Raw genomic sequence first — 20458 nt, 5'->3', positions numbered from 1 at the left:
ACGCAAGGAAAATCTTAAAAGCTTGTGAACAAGCCGTGAACAAAGCCTTTCCCTTTGCGCCCATCCGGCGTAGTTTGAGAGTATGAGCAGTTTTGACGAAATGGACGCCTTCGAGGGCGCATCGCTGTCGGCGCGGGCGATGCCTGCGGTGGCTGCCGACTATTTGAACGACCTCAACCCGGCACAGCGCGAAGCGGTCGAGCGGCTGGACGGTCCGGTTTTGATGCTGGCAGGTGCCGGCACGGGCAAGACCAAGGCACTGACCGCGCGGATCACCCATCTGCTCAGATCGCATCGGGTACGCGAGAACGAGATTTTGGCCGTGACCTTCACCAACAAGGCCGCGCGCGAGATGAAAGAACGGGTCGGGCGCATGCTGGGCCGACCTGCCGAAGGGATGCCGTGGCTGGGAACGTTCCACGCGATCTGCGTCAAACTGTTGCGCCGCCATGCCGAACTGGCGGGCCTCAAGTCGAATTTTACCATTTTGGATACGGATGACCAAAAGCGCTTGCTCAAGCAACTGACTCAGGCAGCCAATATCGACGACAAACGCTGGCCTGCGCGGATGCTGGCCGGGATCATTGATGACTGGAAAAACCGCGCGCTAACACCAGATAGAGTGCCTGCTGCGGATGCCGGAGCTTATAATAACAAAGGCATTGAGCTTTATGCCCAATACCAGACCCGCCTGCGTGAGCTGAATGCGGTGGATTTCGGCGATCTGCTGTTGCACGTGGTGACGATCTTTCAAACCCACCCGGATGTGCTGGAGCAATACCAACGCTGGTTCCGCTACATCCTTGTCGACGAGTATCAGGATACCAATGTCGCCCAATATCTCTGGCTGCGTCTGCTGGCCGGGGGGCATAAGAATATCTGCTGTGTTGGCGATGACGATCAGTCGATCTATGGCTGGCGCGGGGCTGAGGTGGGTAACATCCTGCGGTTTGAAAAGGATTTCCCCGGCGCTTTCGTGGTGCGGTTGGAGCAGAACTATCGCTCGACCCCGCATATTCTGGCCGCCGCCTCGAATGTGATCCGTGGCAATGAAAAACGACTGGGTAAAGAGCTTTGGACCGACCGGGAAGAGGGCGAAAAGGTTCGCCTGATCGGCCATTGGGATGGTGAGGAAGAGGCGCGTTGGATCGGAGAAGAGATCGACGCGATGCAGGTCGGGACGCGTGGCGTGCGCCCGATGAACTTGGACGAAATAGCCATCCTCGTGCGTGCGTCGCACCAGATGCGCGCGTTTGAGGATCGGTTCCTGACTATCGGGATGCCCTATAAGGTGATCGGCGGGCCACGGTTTTATGAGCGGATGGAGATTCGCGATGCCATGGCCTATTTCCGGTTGGTGGTCAGCCCCGAGGATGATCTGGCGTTCGAGAGGATCGTGAACACGCCCAAGCGCGGCCTTGGGGACAAGGCGCAGCAGACCATTCAGGTGATGGCGCGTGAAAACGGGGTGTCCCTGGTCGAAGGCGCGCGGATCGTGGTCGAGCAGGGGTTGATCAAGGGCAAGGGCGGCAAGGCGCTGCGCGAGTTGATCGACGGGCTGGCTCGGTGGAATGCGATGACACGTGGACCACGGATTGAAGTGGATGATGACACCCTTATTGATGACGGGGTGTCTCCGATCCGCTATGGCGCGCCCGAGCACACGCATATCGAACTGGCGCAGATCGTGCTGGACGAGTCCGGCTATACCGCCCATTGGCAGAATGAGAAAACGCCCGAGGCGCCGGGCCGGCTGGAAAACCTCAAGGAACTGGTCAACCAACTGGACAATTTCGAGAACCTGCAAGGGTTTTTGGAACATGTCAGCCTGGTCATGGACAATGAAAAGGAAACGGATGGGGCAAAGGTCTCGATCATGACTCTGCATGCGGCCAAGGGGCTGGAGTTTCCCGCCGTGTTCCTGCCGGGTTGGGAGGACGGGTTGTTCCCGTCGCAGCGGTCGATGGACGAGACCGGAATCAAGGGGCTCGAAGAGGAACGGCGTCTAGCCTATGTGGGCATCACCCGTGCCGAAGAGGTCTGTACGATTTCCTTTGCCGCCAACCGCCGGGTGTTCGGGCAATGGCAGAATTCGATGCCATCACGGTTTATTGACGAACTGCCCGAGGAGCATGTCGAGGTTCTGACGCCTCCGGGGCTCTATGGCGGGGGGCAGCCGTCGGCCGGGATCGAAACCCGCGCGGCTGAGGCAAATGTCTATAACTCACCCGGCTGGAAACGGCTGCAGGCGCGGCAGGGACAATATGGCATGTCGCAACCGCGCGAAACACGCAACACGGTGATCGACGCAACCGCGGTGGCAAGTTTCACACTGGGTGAACGGGTGTTTCACAAGAAATTCGGCTATGGCGCAGTGGAGGGCATCGAGGGCGACAAGGTTGAGGTCGCGTTCGACAAGGCGGGCACCAAGAAGGTTGTTGCCCAGTATCTTTTTCCGAAGGACGACGTTCCGTTTTAACCAAAAGGAATGCGCCTGACGGCGCATGCTCAATGTTTTGAAAGGCGCCTGGGTGGGCGCCTTTTTCTTTGGGGGAAACGAAAAACGGCGGTTCCCAGGGAGGAGGAAGGAAACCGCCGTTCTTTTCAACACCAAGGCAGGGAGGAGGAGAGCCCCGATGTATCTGCTTCCGGCGTTCAGGGCCGGTATAAAAGGCGGCAACGTCAGGGAGGAGGAGAGACGTTGCCGCAGATTACAGACCCAAGGGAGGAGTAGGGTCTGATCTCTGTATTGCTGTGCGCTTAACGCGCGAATTGTTCTTCTGCGGCCTGCATTGCCAGCCGACGGATCATTGAGCGGTGCAGGCCCAGGTCGGCCAACTCGCGATCGGACAGCTCGGACAGTTCGTTAACCGTCTGGCGGTAGGCCCGATAGCGTGCAAACCGGGTCTTTGCGGTTTCGATCATCGAGGCCAGGCCGAATGCCGGAGCGCTTTTCAGAGCGGTTTGTTGTGTTGCTACACCCATCTGCGTAACCCGTTTCGTATGTTGGTGCCGAAGTGTTTCGGCGTTTGCTTGAGGATGAAAATAAGCAAATGCTGCGATTGCACAATAGTTGACGTCGTCAATGCTGCTATGCAGCAAATGCATGGATATCAAAGAGTTGAATGTTGGCAATCGAATATGCCTTAAAAATATGGGTTTGAGTTGCGCCAAGGGTGTCGCTTCTAATGCGGTTCCACTGAAAACCATAGGATCGTGACGTAAGGTCCGATTGCTTCGGTACGGTTATCGAAGAAGCCGAATGGCTGTGGTCGTGCGTATATGGGAAATCGTGGGTTCAGGTGGTTTTTAGTAACTTGGGAATGCGTGGGAACCGAGCCACCTTTGTTGATTCGTAGTTTGGAATGGAGGATTTGCTGGCTCTATCTACGGGGAATCGATGAAAGTGAAAAAATGTTGGGAATTCATGGGACGTTCATAATCTCTCTGACTTGTCTATATATGGTTGCTTTGAGGTGGTAGTATTCTAATTCTGGTGTATAAATAGAGTTTCCATTCATTTTCTTATCGATTACATTGTGAGTTGAGACGTGAGTGTGAGAAATTTTCTATTGATTTCCATGAATTCCCATGCCATCCCTTAGTTATCCGATGAGGACGAGGCACATGGGGCGCTAAATGACCCCGAACCAATAAAATCAGGTTTCATACAGGCATCTCGCTTTCATCAATCAAGAGATCCGGCGCGCGGGCGAGCAGACATCCCCCCAGGTGGCGCGCGCAGCTGGACATCCCGCAAAGCGGGTCAATGCGGCGGGTTGATCAGTGGCAGCAGATCAACCCGCCGTTTTAATTCTGGGGGGAGTGAGAATTTCAAGTGGGGCGCAAGCGAAAGGGACAGTCGTCTTGGCGCGCAGGTTTAGAGGTGAAAGCCACCATAAGGTGGACACGAAGGGCAGGGTCTCGATCCCGGCCTCGTTTCGCCGTGTGCTTGAAGCTTCTGATCCCAACTGGCAGCCCGGTGACAATCCCGAACTTGTAATTGTTTATGGCGACCACCGGCGCAAATTCCTTGAATGCTATACTATGCAGGCGATTGACGAAGTTGACGCCAAGATTGATGCGCTTCCACGGGGTTCAATGCAGCGGAAGACATTGCAGCGCATGTTCCACGGGCAATCCTTTCCGACAAACGTGGATGAGACCGGGCGTCTGGTTCTACCCGCCAAGCTGCGCAGCAAGATTGACCTAGAGGGTGAAGCCTTCTTTATTGCCGCTGGCGACACGTTCCAGATCTGGAAGCCTGAAACCTACGAGTCTGATGAATTGGCGGCCGCCGAGGAATGGCTGGATGATCAACCCGAGGATTTCGATCCTTTGGTGTTCCTAGATGGCGTCGGGGACGCGTGACGGCATGGCCGGTGCGCAAACCTCTTCTGACAAACCACATATTCCGGTATTATTGCGCCCTTTGCTGGCTGCGGTCTCTCCGGTGTCGGGCGTTTGGTTGGACGGAACCTTTGGTGCCGGAGGATATACCCGTGGCCTGCTCGAGGCAGGCGCGGACAAGGTCGTCGGCGTTGATCGTGATCCGCTGGCCTTTGAAATGGCTGCGGACTGGGCCAAGGGCTATAGTGATCGGCTGGTGATGCAGCCCGGCGTCTTTTCGCGTCTGGACGAATACGCGCAGAACTTGGACGGGGTGGTGCTGGACCTTGGGGTTTCCTCGATGCAGCTGGATTTGGCCGAGCGTGGCTTTTCCTTTATGAAGGACGGCCCGCTGGACATGCGCATGAGCCAGGACGGCGAAAGCGCGGCTGATCTGGTCAACACCGCAAGCGAAGCGCAGCTGGCCGACATCCTGTTTCACTATGGTGAAGAACGCGCCAGCAGGCGAATTGCCAGGGCTATCGTCAAGGCGCGGGCGGAAGAGCCGATCACAACCACCTTGCGGTTGGTGGGGCTTATCGAATCCTGTCTGCCCAGGCCCAAACCCGGTCAATCGCATCCCGCGACACGCAGCTTTCAGGGGCTGCGCATCGCGGTAAATGCAGAATATGAAGAATTGTTCCAGGGCCTGATGGCCGCTGAGCGCGCGCTGAAACCTGGCGGGCAGCTGGCTGTTGTGACGTTTCATTCGATCGAAGACCGCATGGTCAAGCGGTTCTTTCAGTCGCGGGCTGGCAAAACAGGTCGGGCAAATCGCTATGCGCCCGAAATTGCGCAGGACCAGCCGCAATTTACGCTCAAAACCCGTAAGGCAGTGGGGCCGGACGAGCAGGAATTACAAGAAAATCCGCGTTCGCGCTCAGCCAAGCTGCGTGTCGCTGTGCGCACCGAGGCTCCGGCGGGGGAAATTGAAGCTCGCGCCATTGGGATGCCGCAACTAGGGGGAAGGGCAAAATGAAGAGTGTATTGTATGTGTTGACTGCCTTGGCCGTGTTCGGGGTGGCCCTTTGGGCGTATCAAGAGAACTACCGCACCCAGCAAGTTGTGAAAGAAACGCAAACACTGCAACGAGAGATCGGCGTGGCACAGGTCCGACTGGCCGTTCTGAATGCGGAATGGGCTTATTTGAACCGTCCTGATCGTCTTCGAGAGCTGGCGGATCTGAATTTTGAACGTCTCGGCCTGCTGCCCTTGCGAGCTGAGCAGTTTGGACGCGCGGATCAGGTTGCCTATGCCGAGGATCCGGATCTTCCGATTGTCGATCCCATCGAATTGCAGGCGATAACCAACATTAAGGCGTTGGGAGAGGTGCAGTTCCCATGACGCGCACGCCCCTCCGCCCTCTGGCCCGTGTCCTGGATGCGCGTGCACGCGGTGAAAACCCCAAGGTTATCGAGCGCGAAAACATCCAGAAGCGCCATGAAGATATGAAGGACAGGGCCCGCGCTCGGGCCGAAGGCCGTTTGCTGGTGCTGGGTCTTTTCTTCTTTTGCGCCTTCTCGGTGGTTGGCGTTCGGATGGGGATGCTTGCGACATCCGAGGCGCAAGAACCCTTGGCCAACGCCCCCGGTGCCACAATCGCGATGCAGCGCGCCAATATTGTTGACCGCGAAGGGCGCATTCTGGCGACCAACCTGGACACCTATTCCGTCTATGCCCAGCCGCCGTTGATGATCGATCCGATTGCCGCCGCGGATCAACTGGTGGCAATCTTCCCGGATTTGGAAAAAGACCGTCTGATCAAGGATTTCACTGGCAACCGCAAGTTCCTGTGGATCAAAAAGCGTATCTCGCCCGAGCAGAAGCAAGCCGTGCATGACATCGGTGATCCAGGTATTCTGTTTGGCCCCCGCGAAATGCGCCTTTACCCGAATGGCAAGCTGGCAGCACATATCCTTGGCGGGTCAGGTTTTGGGCGTGAAGGCGTGAGCGCTGCCGAGGTGATAGGCGTGGCCGGGATTGAAAAGCAGTTTGACGATTATCTGCGGGACCCTGCCAACGGAAACAAGCCGCTGCAACTCTCGCTGGATCTGACTGTACAGGCCGCTGTCGAACAGGTGCTTTTTGGTGGCATGAAGATCATGAACGCCAAAGGCGCCTCAGCCGTTTTGATGGATGCGCATACGGGCGAGGTCATCTCGGCGGCGTCGCTGCCATCCTTTGATCCCAATGATCGCCCGCGCCCCCCGACGTCGGGGTTCGATCCATCGGACAGCCCTTTGTTCAACCGCTATGTGCAGGGCGTTTACGAGCTGGGATCGGTGTTCAAGATATTCACCGCCGCGCAGGCAATTCAGCTTGGTCTGGTGAACTCTGAAACGATCATCGACACCTCGGGTCCGATGAAAATCGGGCGTTTTCCGATTGGTGAGTTCAACGGCAAGAATTACGGCAAGATCAGCGTGGCGGATGTGATCGTCCACAGCTCGAACCGGGGTACTGGGCGTCTGGCGCTGCAAATTGGCGCGCAGCGGCAACAGGAATTCCTGCGTTCGCTGGGCATGTTCGAACCCACCCCGTTCGAGATTGTCGAAGCAAAAGGTGGCGAACCGCTCAAGCCCAAGAAATGGGGTGAGCTGAGCACCGTGACCATTTCTTATGGCCATGGCTTGTCGACCAGCCCGATGCATCTGGCTGCGGGGTATGCGGCGATTGCCAATGGCGGATACTATGTCAGCCCGACCATTTTGCGCCGGAGCGGGTCACAATATGGCCCGCGCGTGATGTCTCTGGGGGCTGCGACGCAGGCACAGAAGATGCTGCGCAAGGTTGTCACCGATGGCACGGCCAGCTTTGGCGATGTCGCCGGGTATGACGTGGCGGGCAAAACCGGTACCGCAGACAAACCCAAGCCGCGCGGCGGGTATTATGATGACAAGGTCATTGCCACATTCGCCACGATCTTCCCGGCTTATGATCCGAAATACGTGCTGATCGTCACGCTGGATGAACCGTCCATCGTGGCCTATGGCGAAAAGCGCCGGACGGCGGGGTGGACAGCCGTCCCTGTGGCCGCGGAATTGATCGGACGGATTGCCCCACTGCTGGGCCTGCGTCCCCGGCTTGAGCCTGAGGCGCGCGCTGCTATAACGCTGACCTCGAATTAGGCGTCCGGCGAAAGGTGGGTCATGGGCACTAGGACTAAGAAACTCAGCCAACTGGCCCTGACTGCGCGCGCAGGTGCGAACCCCGACATCACCGGGTTGGCCGTTGATAGCCGCGAGGTCAAAGACGGTTATCTGTTTGCGGCACTTCCGGGAACGCGGGTCCATGGCGCAGAGTTCATTCAATATGCTCTGCGCATGGGGGCCGCCGCAATCCTCACCGATGCCGAAGGGGCCGAGGTCGCAGCGGGCGTGCTTGCGGGGACGGATGCCGCGCTGGTGGTGGTTGAAGACCCAAGGCAGGCGCTGGCAGGATGCGCAGCACTGTGGTTCGGAAAGCAGCCTCAGACCATCGTGGCTGTGACGGGGACCAATGGTAAAACTTCTGTCGCGACCTTTGTCCGCCAAATCTGGATGGAACTGGGTCATGCCGCCGTCAACCTGGGCACAACCGGGGTCGAAGGCGCATGGACGGCCCCTTTGGCGCATACAACGCCCGAACCGATCACCCTGCATCGGTGTTTGGCCGAGGCGGCTGAGAATGGCGTGACGCATGTGGCGATGGAGGCATCCTCGCATGGTCTCGAGCAGCGCCGCCTCGATGGGGTACAGTTGGCGGCAGCGGGTTTCTCGAATTTCACCCAGGATCATCTGGATTATCACGAAACCTTCGAGGCGTATTTTGCCGCCAAAGCAGGACTTTTCGACCGCGTGTTGCCTCAGGACGGCACGGTTGTGGTCAACATGAGCGATCCAAAGGGTGGGCAGGTTCGTCGTATCGCTGAAACCCGTGGACAAAATGTGCTGACCGTTGGATTGGGTGATGCAGATCTGTGTCTGCTCAATCAGCGCTTTGATGCAACCGGGCAGGATCTGCGGTTTTCGTGGCAGGGTAAGGTTTATCAGACCCGATTGAACCTGATCGGTGGGTTCCAGGCTGAAAACATCCTGCTGGCATGTGGGCTGGTGATCGCTGGTGGCGAAGATCCCACGCGTGTTTTCGAGACCCTGCCGCATCTGACGACGGTCCGGGGACGGATGCAACTGGCTGCGACGCGTGAAAACGGGGCTGCTGTGTTTGTCGATTACGCCCATACGCCAGATGCTGTGGCCACGGCACTCAAGGCTTTGCGCCCTCATGTTATGGGCCGGCTGATTGCCGTCATCGGTGCCGGCGGAGATCGTGATGCGACCAAGCGCCCGCTGATGGGCAAGGCTGCGACCAATAACGCTGATGTGGTATTTGTCACCGACGACAATCCCCGCACCGAAGACCCGGCCACCATTCGTACTGCGGTGATGCTGGGCGCGCCCGAGGCGACCGAGGTGGGTGATCGTGCCGAAGCCATCCTGCGCGGCATAGATGCCCTGCAACCGGGTGATGCGCTGCTGATCGCCGGTAAAGGGCACGAGACAGGACAGATCGTGGGCGATCAGGTTTTACCTTTCGACGACGTAGAACAGGCCAGCATCAGCGTGGCCGCCCTCGATGGGAGGGTGGCATGACGCTCTGGACTGCGGCTGAGGCTGTTGCGGCCACTGGCGGGCGTGCCACCGCCGATTGGCAGGTCAATGGCGTATCCATCGACACCCGCACATTGCAGCCCGGAGATCTGTTTGTTGCGCTGAAGGCGGCGCGCGACGGCCACGATTTTGTGGCGCAAGCGCTTGAGAAGGGCGCAGGCGCAGCGCTGGTCTCGCAGATACCCGAAGGCGTTTCCCCGGACGCGCCGTTACTGATCGTCGAGGACGTGCAGACCGGGCTTGAGGCGCTGGGGCAGGCGGCCCGCGCGCGGACAGAGGCGCGCGTGATTGGCGTGACCGGGAGTGTCGGCAAGACATCGACCAAGGAAATGCTGGCCAATATTCTGGAAACGCAGGGGAAGACCCATGCCAGCGTTGCCAGTTACAACAACCATTGGGGTGTGCCGCTGACGCTTGCCCGGATGCCGCGCGACACTGAATTTGCCGTGATAGAAATCGGGATGAACCACCCCGGAGAGATTGCTCCGCTGGCGCGTCAGGCCCGCCCGCATGTGGCCTTGGTTACCACCGTCGCGGCAGTCCATCTGGAAGCATTCGAGTCCGTCGCAGGTATAGCCCAAGAGAAAGCAGCGATATTTGAAGGGTTACTCCCAGGCGGCGCGGCCATCGTAAATGCGGATATCGAACATGCCGACATCCTGCGCCAATACGCAACTCAGGCTGGGGCAGGGATTGTCGACTTTGGACGCGCTGCGTCAGATTACGTGCTGACCGGAGTTGTGCAGAAACCGGACTCGGTCCATGCAACGGCCAGGGTCGACGGAAAAGCCATCTCCTTTGATGTGCAATCAGCAGGCACTCATTTTGCCATGAATGCACTTGGGGCATTGGCGGCCTGCGTTGAACTTGGTGTCGACCTGAACGAAGCCATCGCAGGCTTGGGCAACTGGTTGCCGGTAAAAGGTCGCGGCTTTCGCGAGCAGATTTCACTGGCGGATGGTGGTCAGGTCGAATTGCTGGACGACAGCTATAACGCCAATCCAACTTCGATGGAGGCTGCCTTGGAAGTTTTGGCCGCCTCACAGGGCAGGCGCCGGATCGCATTTCTGGGTGATATGAAAGAGCTGGGCGCACAAGAGATCCCCATGCATGCAGCGATGGCAAATGTCGCGGCTATGACGCAGATGGATCAGGTTCACTGCATTGGCCCGCTTATGAAAGCGCTTTACGATGCGTTGCCAGCGGAAAAGCGCGGACTTTGGTTTGAGACCAGCGTTGAGATGGCTGAACGGCTGCCAGAGCTGATCTGCGCAGGCGACACTGTTCTTGCCAAAGGATCACTCAGCATGGCGCTGGCGCGAATTGTTGACGGTTTGCGGGAAATGGGGCAAGGGGACGCGCTTGAGCCATGATCGCCGCACGGGAAAGGTATTGATATGCTCTATTGGTTGACCGGCCTGTCGGACGGAGGGGATTTTTTCAATCTCTTCCGGTACATCACGTTCCGGGCGGGCGGTGCCTTTATGACAGCGCTGATTTTCGGGTTTATCTTTGGCAAACCGCTGATCAATGTTCTGCGCCGCAAGCAGGGCAAAGGGCAACCGATCCGGGATGATGGCCCCGAGGGGCACTTCTCCAAAGCGGGCACGCCGACCATGGGCGGCTTGCTGATCGTAGGCGCGCTTGTCACATCGACACTGGTTTGGGCACGGTGGGACAACCCCTATGTCTGGATGGTCTTATTCGTGACGCTGGCCTATGCCGCCATTGGGTTTGCAGATGACTATGCCAAGGTCTCCAAGCAAAACACCAAAGGTGTTTCGGGGAAAATGCGGTTAGGACTTGGTGTGGTTATCGCAGTTCTTGCGTCTATTTGGGCCACGATGCACCACCCTGAGGCGCTGCAGAATCAGCTTGCTGTGCCGGTATTCAAAGACACGCTGCTCAATCTGGGGATATTCTACATTCCCTTCGCGATTGTCGTGATCGTTGGGTCAGCAAATGCGGTGAACCTGACCGATGGGCTGGACGGGCTGGCGATCATGCCCGCAATGATCGCCGCATCGACCCTGGGGATTATCGCCTATGCAGTGGGCCGGGTCGACTTCACTGAGTATCTGGATGTGCATTACGTGCCCGGAACCGGCGAAATCTTTATTTTCACCTCGGCCCTGTTCGGTGCTGGCCTTGGGTTTCTATGGTATAACGCGCCGCCTGCGGCCGTGTTCATGGGCGATACTGGATCGCTTGCCTTGGGCGGCGCTTTGGGAGCGATTGCGGTGGCCACCAAACACGAATTGGTGTTGGCTGTCGTCGGAGGTCTGTTCGTGGTCGAAGCGCTGAGCGTGATCATCCAAGTGCTGTATTTCAAACGCACAGGTCGTCGCGTGTTTCTGATGGCCCCGATCCATCATCACTATGAGAAGAAGGGCTGGGCCGAGCCCACCATCGTGATCCGGTTCTGGATCATCTCACTGATCCTGGCGATGATTGGGCTTGCGACGCTGAAGGTCCGGTAGGCTCCCGCCAGGTTCGGAGGACAGCCGGCCCGCCGCCTCCTGTTGGGCCGGGCTCGCGCTGCGCACGAACCTGCTGTCGATCTTGCCAATGGCAGGTTCATCTGTGCAGTGTGTCGGCGCATTTGAAGTCGAAAGAAGGTGGGAAATATGATCCCGGTCAAAGGGTTTTCAGGACAGAAAGTTGCGGTTCTGGGGCTGGGTCGGTCTGGCCTGACCACGGCGCGCGCCTTGCGGGCCGGTAAGGCCGAACCCGTCTGCTGGGATGATAATCCGGCTGCACGCGCGGCGGCCGAAGCCGAAGGGTTCACATGCTGCGATCTAGGCCGTCACGGGGCGTTTGATGATGTCGCCACTCTGATCGTGTCGCCGGGGATCCCCCATCTGTACCCAGAGCCTAACCCGGTTGTGGCGGCCGCGCTTGAGGCCGGGGTACCGGTGGATAACGATATCGGTTTGTTTTTCCGCTCGTTCGCCGGGCCAGAATGGGACAATCTCGATACTCCGCCCCGCGTGGTCGCGGTGACCGGGTCGAACGGGAAATCAACCACCGCCGCACTTATCCATCATATCCTGACCGAAGCTGGCCGTGAGGCACAGCTGGCGGGGAATATCGGCCGAGGCGTATTGGACATTGATCCAGGGGGCAATGGCTCGGTCGTGGTGTTGGAGTTGTCGAGTTATCAGACAGAGCTTGCGCGGTCGCTGACACCTGATGTGGCCGTTTTCACCAATCTGTCACCGGATCATCTGGATCGTCACGGTGGCTTGGGGGGCTATTTCGCCGCCAAGCGCCGTCTGTTTGCCGAAGGTGGCCCTGACCGTGCCGTGATCGGCGTGGATGAAGACGAAGGCGCCTTTCTGGCTGGTCAGCTGGCCGAAGCGCCAACGGATGACCGGGTGATCCGTATTTCGGTTGCCCGCAAGTTGACCGGACCCGGATGGCAAGTATTTGCGCGCAAAGGGTTCCTGTCGGAATATCGCAAGGGGCGACAGGCGGGGTCGATTGACCTGCGCGAGATCAAAGGTCTGCCCGGTGCACATAATCACCAGAATGCCTGTGCCGCCTACGCCACGTGCCGCGCGTTGGGGTTGGCCCCACGGATCATTCAGGATGCGTTGCACAGCTATCCGGGCCTGCCGCATCGCAGTCAGATCATCGCCGAAGCGGATGGGGTCACCTATGTAAACGATTCAAAGGCGACCAATGTCGACAGCGCAGTAAAGGCGTTGAACGCGTTCAAGAAGGTCCGCTGGATCTGTGGCGGGCTTGAGAAAGAGGGCGGGTTGTCTGCACTCAACTCAGCCAGTGAACATGTGCTCAAGGCTTATGTGATCGGGCGCGAAGCTGCCGGATTTGCAATGCAGTTACATGCAGATACCCTGGTTTGCACCACAATGGCAGAAGCCGTTGAACAGGCAATGAACGACGCGCAGTCGGGCGAGACGATTTTGCTGGCCCCTGCCGCAGCCAGTTTTGATCAATATGACAATTTCGAACAACGCGGTGAGGATTTTGCAGAACAGGTTCGTAAACGGCTTTAGGACACGCCATTTGCAATAGATCGCCGGTTGGGCCAAGCTGAGATGCTATCAGCTTGACGCGCCATATTTTTTGGTTTTGCTACCCGTCAAATTCAACACGAGGTTATGACTATGCCATATCGTAAGTTTTCCCTGATCCTGCCTGCCATTCTGATTGCGGGTGCCTGCACCAACACTGGCGCAAACTACCAGCCGATCATCGATGGTCCGGTTGGCCCTAATTACAACGTTGATCTGCAGCAGTGCCAACAGCTTGCGGCATCGCAGGCATCTGTTGATGGCACCACGGCCGGGAATGCAGCCATCGGCGCCGTTGGCGCAGCCGCAGTGACCGGGATCGTACAGGACAGCAGCGATAATCTGGGCCGTGCTGCAGTTGCAGGTGCGTTGGTTGGCGCCGGTGCGGATGTGATCAACAAGAACCAGAACAAAGAAGTGTTGGTGCGTAACTGCATGCGTGGCCGTGGGTACAACGTCGTCGGCTAGTGCCGCGCAAATACCGTGTCGGCTAACCACGACTGGCGATTGCAGTTCCAGCGGCATGGCCTGAGGACCATGCCCATTGGAAATTGTACCCGCCCAGCCAACCGGTGACATCCACCGCTTCACCTATCGCATAGAGGCCGGGGACATCCCTGGCCTCCATCGTTTTTGACGACAGATCATCGGTGTCGATGCCGCCCAGCGTGACCTCGGCGGTGCGATAGCCTTCGGTCCCGGACGGGGTCAGATGCCAGTTCGACAGGGCCTCGACCAGGTCCGAAAGGGCGGTGTCCGATTGGTCGGCCAAATTGCCTTGCATGGGAATGTGTTGGCTCAGGAAATCGACCAATCGCGCGGGTAACTGCCGGGAAAGTTCAGTAGTCAGGGCTTTGCGTCCGCTGTTTTGGCGCTGATCTCGCAGCAGGTCGAACAGTGGCATATCCTGGATCAGGTTGACCCGGATCGCCTCACCCTCGCGCCAGTATGAGGATAGTTGCAGCGCAGCTGGTCCGCTGAGGCCGCGATGGGTGAAAAGCAAAGCCTCGTCAAAGCTGGTCCGGTCGTTCGACAGCCGCGTCGGCAGCGAGACACCGGACAGGTCCTTGAATCTGCCGTCGGTAAAGGTGAACGGCACCAGAGCCGCGCGTGTCTCGGTCATCCGCAATCCAAACTGGTGTGCGATGTCATAAGCCAGACCCGTCGCCCCCATTTTAGGGATCGACTTGCCACCCGTGGCCAGAACCAGATTGGTGCAGGTCAGGGCATGACGCTGTCCCTCGCGTTCAACCGTCAGCGCGAAACCAGTGTCGGTTTTGCACAGGTCCTTCATCTCGGTCCTTACCCACAGCTCGGCCCCGGCGCGCTCTATTTCATCCAGCAACATTTGGATGATCTGTTTCGAGGAGCCGTCGCAGAACAGCTGTCCCAGTGTTTTCTCGTGCCAAGCGATGTCATGACGCCCGACCATTTCAATGAAATCCCACTGCGTGTAGCGCGCCAATGCGGACTTACAGAAATGCGGGTTCTGAGACAGGAAGTTGCCCGGCCCCGCGTGCATATTGGTGAAATTACACCGCCCGCCGCCCGAGATGCGGATTTTCTCACCCGGCGCCTTCGCGTGGTCGATCACCAGAACGCGCCCAACGCAATGGGCGGCACACATCAAGCCAGCAGCACCGGCGCCCAGGATGATCGTATCATAAGTCATGCGCGGGGGATGGCGTGGAATGGCTGGGATGGCAAGGGGGAGACGTAAACACGCGCTGCAATCGTCCGTCCGTGACTGTGGATCCGTCCTCTGATTGGTTTGGGAAAATGGAATGAAATTGGCAGTTGGAACATTTGTGATATTGGCCGGAATACCATGTGCCAGAATACGCCCGACAAGGAAGCTCAATATGACGCACTGCACAGGAGGGCGGTTCAGTGATCACGCGCATTTCCCAAGTCACAGTTCAACTGGGAAAAAAGGCTGAATTGGTCGAATCCAGGAGGATAAAGCACTACGATCTTGTTCCCTAGGTGTTCCGAACGCCCGGGACGGGAAGCCCTGAAGCGGATCACTGGCTTGAAGGCGCCAATTTCCCTCTGTTGCGGCGTCATTCCACTAGCCCAAACACTAAAACCCCTGTAGACTCGCTCGTAGACCCCGAAAACGGGGCGTTGACGAGGCAGATAGTGGCGGTATCTCATGACTGAGATGGTGTATGGCGCGGTTCAGGACCAGCGCGGAGAACCGATTCTACCAAAGTGGTGGCGGACGATTGATCGTTGGACGATGTCCTGCGTACTGATCCTGTTTGTCATCGGGCTGTTGCTGGGGCTGGCCTCATCGCCGCCGCTGGCTGGTCGCAACGGGTTCGACCCGTTCCATTACGTCGAACGCCAGGCGCTGTTCGGCGGATTGGCGCTTGTTGCGATGCTGCTGACCTCGATGATGTCGCCCACACTGGTTCGACGTCTGGCGGTGTTGGGGTTTCTTGCTGCTTTTGTCGCGCTGGTCTTCCTTCCCGTCTTTGGCACAGATTTTGGCAAAGGTGCGGTGCGCTGGTATTCGCTTGGCTTTGCCTCGCTGCAGCCGTCTGAATTTCTGAAACCCGGGTTTATCGTTGTGGCGGCCTGGTTGCTGGCCGCGTCACAACAGATCAACGGCCCGCCCGGTCGGCTATGGTCTTTTGCGCTGTGCATGGCGATTGTCGCCATGTTGGTTATGCAGCCCGATTTTGGTCAGGCCTGCCTGATCCTGTTTGGCTGGGGCGTGATGTATTTCGTTGCCGGTGCGCCGATGTTGTTGCTGGTTGGTATGGCGGGGTTTGTCGTGCTTGGCGGTATGTTCGCCTATTCCAACTCGGAACATTTCGCCCGACGCATTGACGGGTTCCTGAACCAAGAGGTCGATCCGACCACTCAGCTGGGCTATGCCACCAATGCGATCCGCGAGGGCGGGCTTTTCGGTGTCGGCGTGGGTGAAGGGCAGGTGAAATGGTCGCTGCCCGATGCCCATACGGATTTCATCATCGCTGTCGCGGCCGAGGAATATGGCCTGATCCTGGTGCTGATCATCATCGCACTGTATTCGCTGATCGTTGTGCGGTCATTGCTGCGGCTGATGCGCGAGCGCGACATGTTCATCCGTCTGGCGGGCACCGGTCTGGCCTGCATGTTCGGGGTTCAGGCGATGATCAATATGGGCGTCGCCGTGCGCCTTTTGCCTGCCAAAGGCATGACTTTGCCGTTCGTCAGCTATGGTGGGTCCTCGCTGATTGCAGGTGGTATTGCAATCGGCATGCTTCTGGCGTTTACCCGCACCCGCCCACAGGGCGAACTTGGTGATATTCTACGCGGACGAGGCTGATGGGCAAACCCTACCTTCTGATTGCGGCTGGCGGGACCGGGGGCCACATGTTCCCGGCTCAGGCGCTAGCCGAGGCGATGCTGCACAGGGGCTGGCGTGTGCGCTTGTCCACCGATACGCGCGGCGCACGATATACGGGTGGCTTTCCGCATTCGACTGAAATTGTCGAGGCGTCCTCGGCAACCTTCGCTCGTGGCGGACTGCCCGCCAAACTGATGGTCGGTCCCAAGATCGCAGGTGGTGTCGCCGGTATGGCGTTTCAGATGCTGCGCGACCGACCGGACGTCGTGGTCGGCTTTGGCGGTTACCCCTCGATCCCAGCGCTGGGTGCTGCGACGATGTTGAAGATCCCGCGCATGATCCATGAACAGAACGGCGTTTTGGGCCGCGTGAATCAGCTGTTTGCGACCCGCGTGGCGCAGGTGGCTTGTGGTGTCTGGCCGACTGATCTGCCGGACGGTGCAAAGGGCATACATACCGGCAACCCGGTTCGGGCCGCCGTGCTGGACCGGGCTGCGGCGGGCTATATCCCACCGGGCGATTACCCGATGTCGATCCTGGTGATGGGTGGCTCGCAAGGTGCGCGCATCCTTAGTCAGATTGTGCCCGAAGCGATTGCCGCGCTGCCTGATGAGATGCGCCGCCATATTCGTGTCGCACATCAGGCCCGTGACGAAGACGGCGCCCGTGTTTCCGCGTTTTATGACGACCACGGTATCCGTGCCGAAGTGAAACCGTTCTTTCAGGATGTGCCCCGTCGTATGTCCGATGCGCAGCTGGTGATATCACGCTCAGGTGCGTCAAGTGTTGCGGATATTTCCGTCATCGGACGGCCCTCGATCCTGATCCCGTATGCCGCCGCAGCGGGCGATCATCAGACCGCCAATGCACGCGGGCTGGTTCAGGCCGGAGGGGCAATCATGATCCCAGAGAACCTGCTTGACGTTCCTTCGCTGACACAGCAAATCACCGCAGTTCTGACAAACCCCGAAGCCGCGCAAAAGATGGCCCATGCCGCCTTATCGACCGGCGCACCGGACGCGACCGAGCGTTTGGTCGCCCAGGTCGAACAGTTGGCCCAGAAGGAGACCGCATGACCCCAGCAACCAAACTGCCGCAGGATGTCGGGCCGATCCATTTCGTGGGTATCGGCGGGATCGGGATGTCGGGCATTGCCGAGGTGCTTTTGAATCTGGGCTACCGGGTGCAGGGCTCGGACCTGAAAGCGTCGAAAATCACCGACCGCCTTGCTGGTCTGGGCGCCGAGATCTTTGTCGGTCAAAGCGCTGAAAACCTTGAGAACGCCGCCGTGGTTGTGGTGTCGACCGCGATCAAACCGGGCAACCCGGAGCTGGACGGTGCCCGTGCGCGGGGCCTGCCAGTGGTGCGTCGGGCCGATATGCTGGCCGAGTTGATGCGCTTGAAATCCAACATTGCCATTGCCGGAACCCACGGCAAGACCACCACCACCACGATGATGGCTGAACTGATGGTGGCAGGGGAATTTGACCCGACCGTGATCAATGGCGGTATCATTCACGCTTATGGCTCGAATGCGCGAATGGGGCAGGGCGAATGGATGGTGGTCGAGGCGGACGAATCCGACGGCTCGTTCAACCGTCTGCCTGCGACCATTGCCATTGTCACCAATATCGACCCCGAGCATATGGAGCATTGGGGCGATTTCGACCAGCTGCGCGACGGGTTCTACGAATTTGTCTCGAACCTGCCGTTTTACGGGCTTGCCGTCTGCTGCACCGACCACGCCGAAGTGCAAACACTGGTGGGTCGCATCACAGACCGGCGCGTGCGGACTTATGGTTTCAACGCGCAGGCGGATGTGCGGGCCGAGAACCTGACCTATAAGGGCGGCGTCGCACATTTCGACATTCACCTGCAATACGAAGACAAGAGGATCGAGGGCTGCACCCTGCCGATGCCAGGCGACCACAACGTCTCGAACGCGTTGTCTGCGGTTGCTGTTGCCCGCCATCTGGGCATGAAAGCCGCCGAAATCCGCGAAGCGTTGGCTAATTTCGGTGGCGTCAATCGTCGCTTTACCAAAGTGGGTGAGGTCGATGGTGTCACGATCATCGACGATTACGGTCACCACCCGGTTGAAATCGCAGCGGTTCTGAAAGCCGCACGCCAGGCCACCGAAGGCCGTGTGATCGCGGTCCATCAACCCCACAGGTATTCGCGTTTGTCTAATCTGTTCGATGATTTCTGTACCTGTTTCAATGACGCCGACGTTGTTGCCATCGCCGATATTTTCGCTGCCGGAGAGGACCCGATCGAAGGGGCGTCCCGCGATGACCTGGTTCAGGGGCTCATCCGGCATGGGCATCGACATGCCCGCGCTTTGATGGACGAATCCGATCTTGAACGTCTGGTTCGTGAACAGGCCCGCCCCGGAGACATGGTTGTCTGCCTTGGAGCCGGTACGATCAGCGCCTGGGCCAATGGCCTGCCTTCGCGCTTGCAGAAATAACAGGCGATGTGACGTAATGGACTCTTTTGTGGTGCAACCCTAAAGAGTGATCGTGCAACCGCAGAAAAAGCGGTCTCGGAGGCAAGATTTGGCGTACTCGGTATTATTTGCAGGGTTGTGGGTCATAGCGTCGACTATCGTGGCCATGCTACCGATGCGCCTGCAATTTCCACCGGGGATTGTGTTGGTTATCGTTGCGCCGGCGCTGATTGTCTGGCTGGGTTACGATTTCGGCTGGTTCTTTTCGGTCCTGGGCTTTGCGGCTTTTGCATCCATGTTCCGCAACCCAATTCGCCACTATTGGCAACGTTGGACAGGCCGAGGGGACGACGAATGAATTGGTCCATTGCCCTTGCCGCCCTGTGGGGAGTTGTTGCGAATGTGCTGGCGATGATCCCCAGCAAGGATAATCACTGGACCCGCGCCTATTTCTTGATTGCTGCGGGTATTCCTATCGTTGGCTATGTCACGCTGCAGAACGGCCCATGGATCGGGTTGATTGTTCTGGTTGCTGGGATCTCGGTACTGCGTTGGCCCGTGATTTATCTGGGCCGGTGGTTGCGTCGGATCCTGGGTGCCGCGCAATAGCGGATACAGCTTGCTTTGGCGGTTCAAATCCGCGAATTAGCGGCCATGACTTCTGTTCCCTCGCCACGCGGCAAGCTCACCCAGAACCGCCCGCTGAATGATCTGACCTGGTTGCGGGTCGGAGGACCGGCGGATTACCTCTTTCAACCCGCCGACCAGGAAGACCTGCAGCAGTTTCTGCGCGACTTACCTGACGATATCACGGTTTTCCCGATGGGCGTCGGCTCGAACCTGATCGTCCGGGACGGAGGGCTGCGCGCCGTAGTGATCCGGTTGGGCCGGGGATTTAATGGCATCTCGATTGAGGGCAACATTGTCACCGCAGGCGCGGCGGCGCTGGATGGGCATGTGGCGCGCAAGGCAGCTGATGCGGGCGTGGACCTGACGTTTTTGCGAACCATTCCGGGGTCGATTGGCGGCGCTGTGCGGATGAATGCGGGATGTTATGGCAGCTATACGGCGGATGTTCTGTGCAAGGCGACGATCATCACGCGGCAAGGGCAGGTCGTCGATCTGACGCCCGAAGAACTGAATTTTCGCTATCGTCAGTCGGATCTGCCTGAGGGGGCAGTGCTGATCTCGGCCACGTTCGAAGGCCCCCTAGATGATCCTGATGAACTGCATGCCCGCATGGACTCGCAGTTGAAAAAGCGGGATGAGACCCAGCCGACCAAAGATCGCAGCGCGGGCTCGACCTTCCGCAATCCGGCCGGGTTTTCCTCGACGGGCCGCGCAGATGATGTGCATGACCTCAAGGCCTGGAAGGTGATCGACGACGCGGGAATGCGGGGCGTGATGCGGGGCGGAGCGCAGATGAGCCCCAAGCATCCCAATTTTCTGATCAACACCGGCTCTGCCACCGCTGCCGACCTCGAAGGGTTGGGCGAAGATGTGCGAAAAAAGGTTTACGAAACAAGCGGCATCACGCTAGAGTGGGAAATCATGCGGGTCGGTGATCCGCTGACAGATTAAAGCTCCGACC

18 protein-coding genes are annotated in these 20458 nt (G+C 58.5%); 16 read left to right on the top strand and 2 right to left on the bottom strand.

Annotated elements, in window-relative coordinates; genetic code table 11:
* The first annotated feature begins 82 nt into the window (after positions 1 to 82).
* On the top strand, positions 83 to 2479 hold the full coding sequence (locus tag AC2FHX_RS10600) for an ATP-dependent helicase (RefSeq protein ID WP_496701650.1): 2397 nt from the start codon (positions 83 to 85) through the stop codon (positions 2477 to 2479).
* Positions 2480 to 2760: 281 nt separating this feature from the next.
* Here the strand turns inward: AC2FHX_RS10600 and AC2FHX_RS10595 are convergent, their stop codons facing one another.
* Entirely contained in the window at positions 2761 to 2985 is a 225-nt protein-coding gene (locus AC2FHX_RS10595) for a DUF1127 domain-containing protein (protein WP_496701814.1), read from the bottom strand.
* 918 nt (positions 2986 to 3903) lie between these two features.
* On the opposite strand from AC2FHX_RS10595, the gene mraZ reads away from it, so the two are divergent.
* The 9 genes from mraZ to AC2FHX_RS10550 all read left to right on the top strand — a co-directional run bounded on the left by mraZ (position 3904) and on the right by AC2FHX_RS10550 (position 13546).
* On the top strand, positions 3904 to 4371 hold the full coding sequence (gene mraZ, locus AC2FHX_RS10590; protein ID WP_246097158.1) for a division/cell wall cluster transcriptional repressor MraZ: 468 nt from the start codon (positions 3904 to 3906) through the stop codon (positions 4369 to 4371).
* A gap of 4 nt (positions 4372 to 4375) precedes the next feature.
* Positions 4376 to 5368, top strand: a complete 993-nt coding sequence (rsmH, locus tag AC2FHX_RS10585; protein WP_142635189.1) for a 16S rRNA (cytosine(1402)-N(4))-methyltransferase RsmH — start codon at positions 4376 to 4378, stop codon at positions 5366 to 5368.
* Positions 5365 to 5733: a cell division protein FtsL gene (gene ftsL, locus AC2FHX_RS10580; protein ID WP_142635053.1), complete on the top strand. Its 369-nt coding sequence runs from the start codon at positions 5365 to 5367 to the stop codon at positions 5731 to 5733. Before rsmH ends, ftsL begins: the two co-directional genes overlap by 4 nt.
* Positions 5730 to 7517, top strand: a complete 1788-nt coding sequence (locus AC2FHX_RS10575; RefSeq protein WP_496694811.1) for a peptidoglycan D,D-transpeptidase FtsI family protein — start codon at positions 5730 to 5732, stop codon at positions 7515 to 7517. The genes ftsL and AC2FHX_RS10575 overlap by 4 nt, the downstream gene beginning before the upstream one ends.
* Before the next feature lie 21 nt (positions 7518 to 7538).
* Positions 7539 to 9020: a UDP-N-acetylmuramoyl-L-alanyl-D-glutamate--2,6-diaminopimelate ligase gene (locus AC2FHX_RS10570; protein WP_496701652.1), complete on the top strand. Its 1482-nt coding sequence runs from the start codon at positions 7539 to 7541 to the stop codon at positions 9018 to 9020.
* Entirely contained in the window at positions 9017 to 10411 is a 1395-nt protein-coding gene (locus tag AC2FHX_RS10565) for a UDP-N-acetylmuramoyl-tripeptide--D-alanyl-D-alanine ligase (RefSeq protein WP_496701654.1), read from the top strand. Before AC2FHX_RS10570 ends, AC2FHX_RS10565 begins: the two co-directional genes overlap by 4 nt.
* A 24-nt stretch (positions 10412 to 10435) precedes the next feature.
* Complete coding sequence (gene mraY, locus AC2FHX_RS10560; protein ID WP_282021459.1) at positions 10436 to 11518, top strand: phospho-N-acetylmuramoyl-pentapeptide-transferase; 1083 nt, start codon at positions 10436 to 10438, stop codon at positions 11516 to 11518.
* Positions 11519 to 11665: 147 nt separating this feature from the next.
* Positions 11666 to 13060: a UDP-N-acetylmuramoyl-L-alanine--D-glutamate ligase gene (gene murD / locus AC2FHX_RS10555; protein WP_496701656.1), complete on the top strand. Its 1395-nt coding sequence runs from the start codon at positions 11666 to 11668 to the stop codon at positions 13058 to 13060.
* Between the two features lie 111 nt (positions 13061 to 13171).
* Positions 13172 to 13546 carry a glycine zipper family protein gene (locus AC2FHX_RS10550; RefSeq protein WP_246097157.1) on the top strand — a complete coding sequence of 125 codons (375 nt, stop codon included), beginning with the start codon at positions 13172 to 13174 and terminating at the stop codon, positions 13544 to 13546.
* 22 nt (positions 13547 to 13568) lie between these two features.
* Here the strand turns inward: AC2FHX_RS10550 and AC2FHX_RS10545 are convergent, their stop codons facing one another.
* The gene (locus AC2FHX_RS10545) at positions 13569 to 14750 is read right to left on the bottom strand and encodes a BaiN/RdsA family NAD(P)/FAD-dependent oxidoreductase (protein ID WP_496701658.1); all 1182 of its coding nucleotides are present in this window, start codon (positions 14748 to 14750) and stop codon (positions 13569 to 13571) included.
* Between the two features lie 483 nt (positions 14751 to 15233).
* Here AC2FHX_RS10545 and ftsW point away from each other — a divergent pair, with 483 nt between their 5' ends.
* The 6 genes from ftsW to murB all read left to right on the top strand — a co-directional run bounded on the left by ftsW (position 15234) and on the right by murB (position 20448).
* On the top strand, positions 15234 to 16397 hold the full coding sequence (gene ftsW / locus AC2FHX_RS10540) for a putative lipid II flippase FtsW (protein WP_142635039.1): 1164 nt from the start codon (positions 15234 to 15236) through the stop codon (positions 16395 to 16397).
* Positions 16397 to 17494, top strand: coding sequence for a UDP-N-acetylglucosamine--N-acetylmuramyl-(pentapeptide) pyrophosphoryl-undecaprenol N-acetylglucosamine transferase (locus AC2FHX_RS10535; RefSeq protein ID WP_142635037.1), 1098 nt, complete (start codon positions 16397 to 16399; stop codon positions 17492 to 17494). The genes ftsW and AC2FHX_RS10535 overlap by 1 nt, the downstream gene beginning before the upstream one ends.
* Positions 17491 to 18888 (top strand): UDP-N-acetylmuramate--L-alanine ligase, encoded by a 1398-nt coding sequence (gene murC, locus AC2FHX_RS10530; RefSeq protein ID WP_282021454.1) that lies wholly within the window; start codon positions 17491 to 17493, stop codon positions 18886 to 18888. The genes AC2FHX_RS10535 and murC overlap by 4 nt, the downstream gene beginning before the upstream one ends.
* An 88-nt stretch (positions 18889 to 18976) precedes the next feature.
* Positions 18977 to 19225, top strand: a complete 249-nt coding sequence (locus AC2FHX_RS10525; protein WP_142635033.1) for a DUF2484 family protein — start codon at positions 18977 to 18979, stop codon at positions 19223 to 19225.
* Complete coding sequence (locus tag AC2FHX_RS10520) at positions 19222 to 19476, top strand: DUF2484 family protein (protein WP_142635031.1); 255 nt, start codon at positions 19222 to 19224, stop codon at positions 19474 to 19476. The genes AC2FHX_RS10525 and AC2FHX_RS10520 overlap by 4 nt, the downstream gene beginning before the upstream one ends.
* Before the next feature lie 45 nt (positions 19477 to 19521).
* On the top strand, positions 19522 to 20448 hold the full coding sequence (gene murB / locus AC2FHX_RS10515; RefSeq protein ID WP_496690897.1) for a UDP-N-acetylmuramate dehydrogenase: 927 nt from the start codon (positions 19522 to 19524) through the stop codon (positions 20446 to 20448).
* Positions 20449 to 20458 lie beyond the last annotated feature (10 nt).

This window comes from Ruegeria sp. CDSC042, from assembly GCF_059610745.1.
The sequence above is the reverse complement of the archived record's forward strand: the minus strand, read 5'-3'. Positions and strand labels throughout refer to the sequence as shown.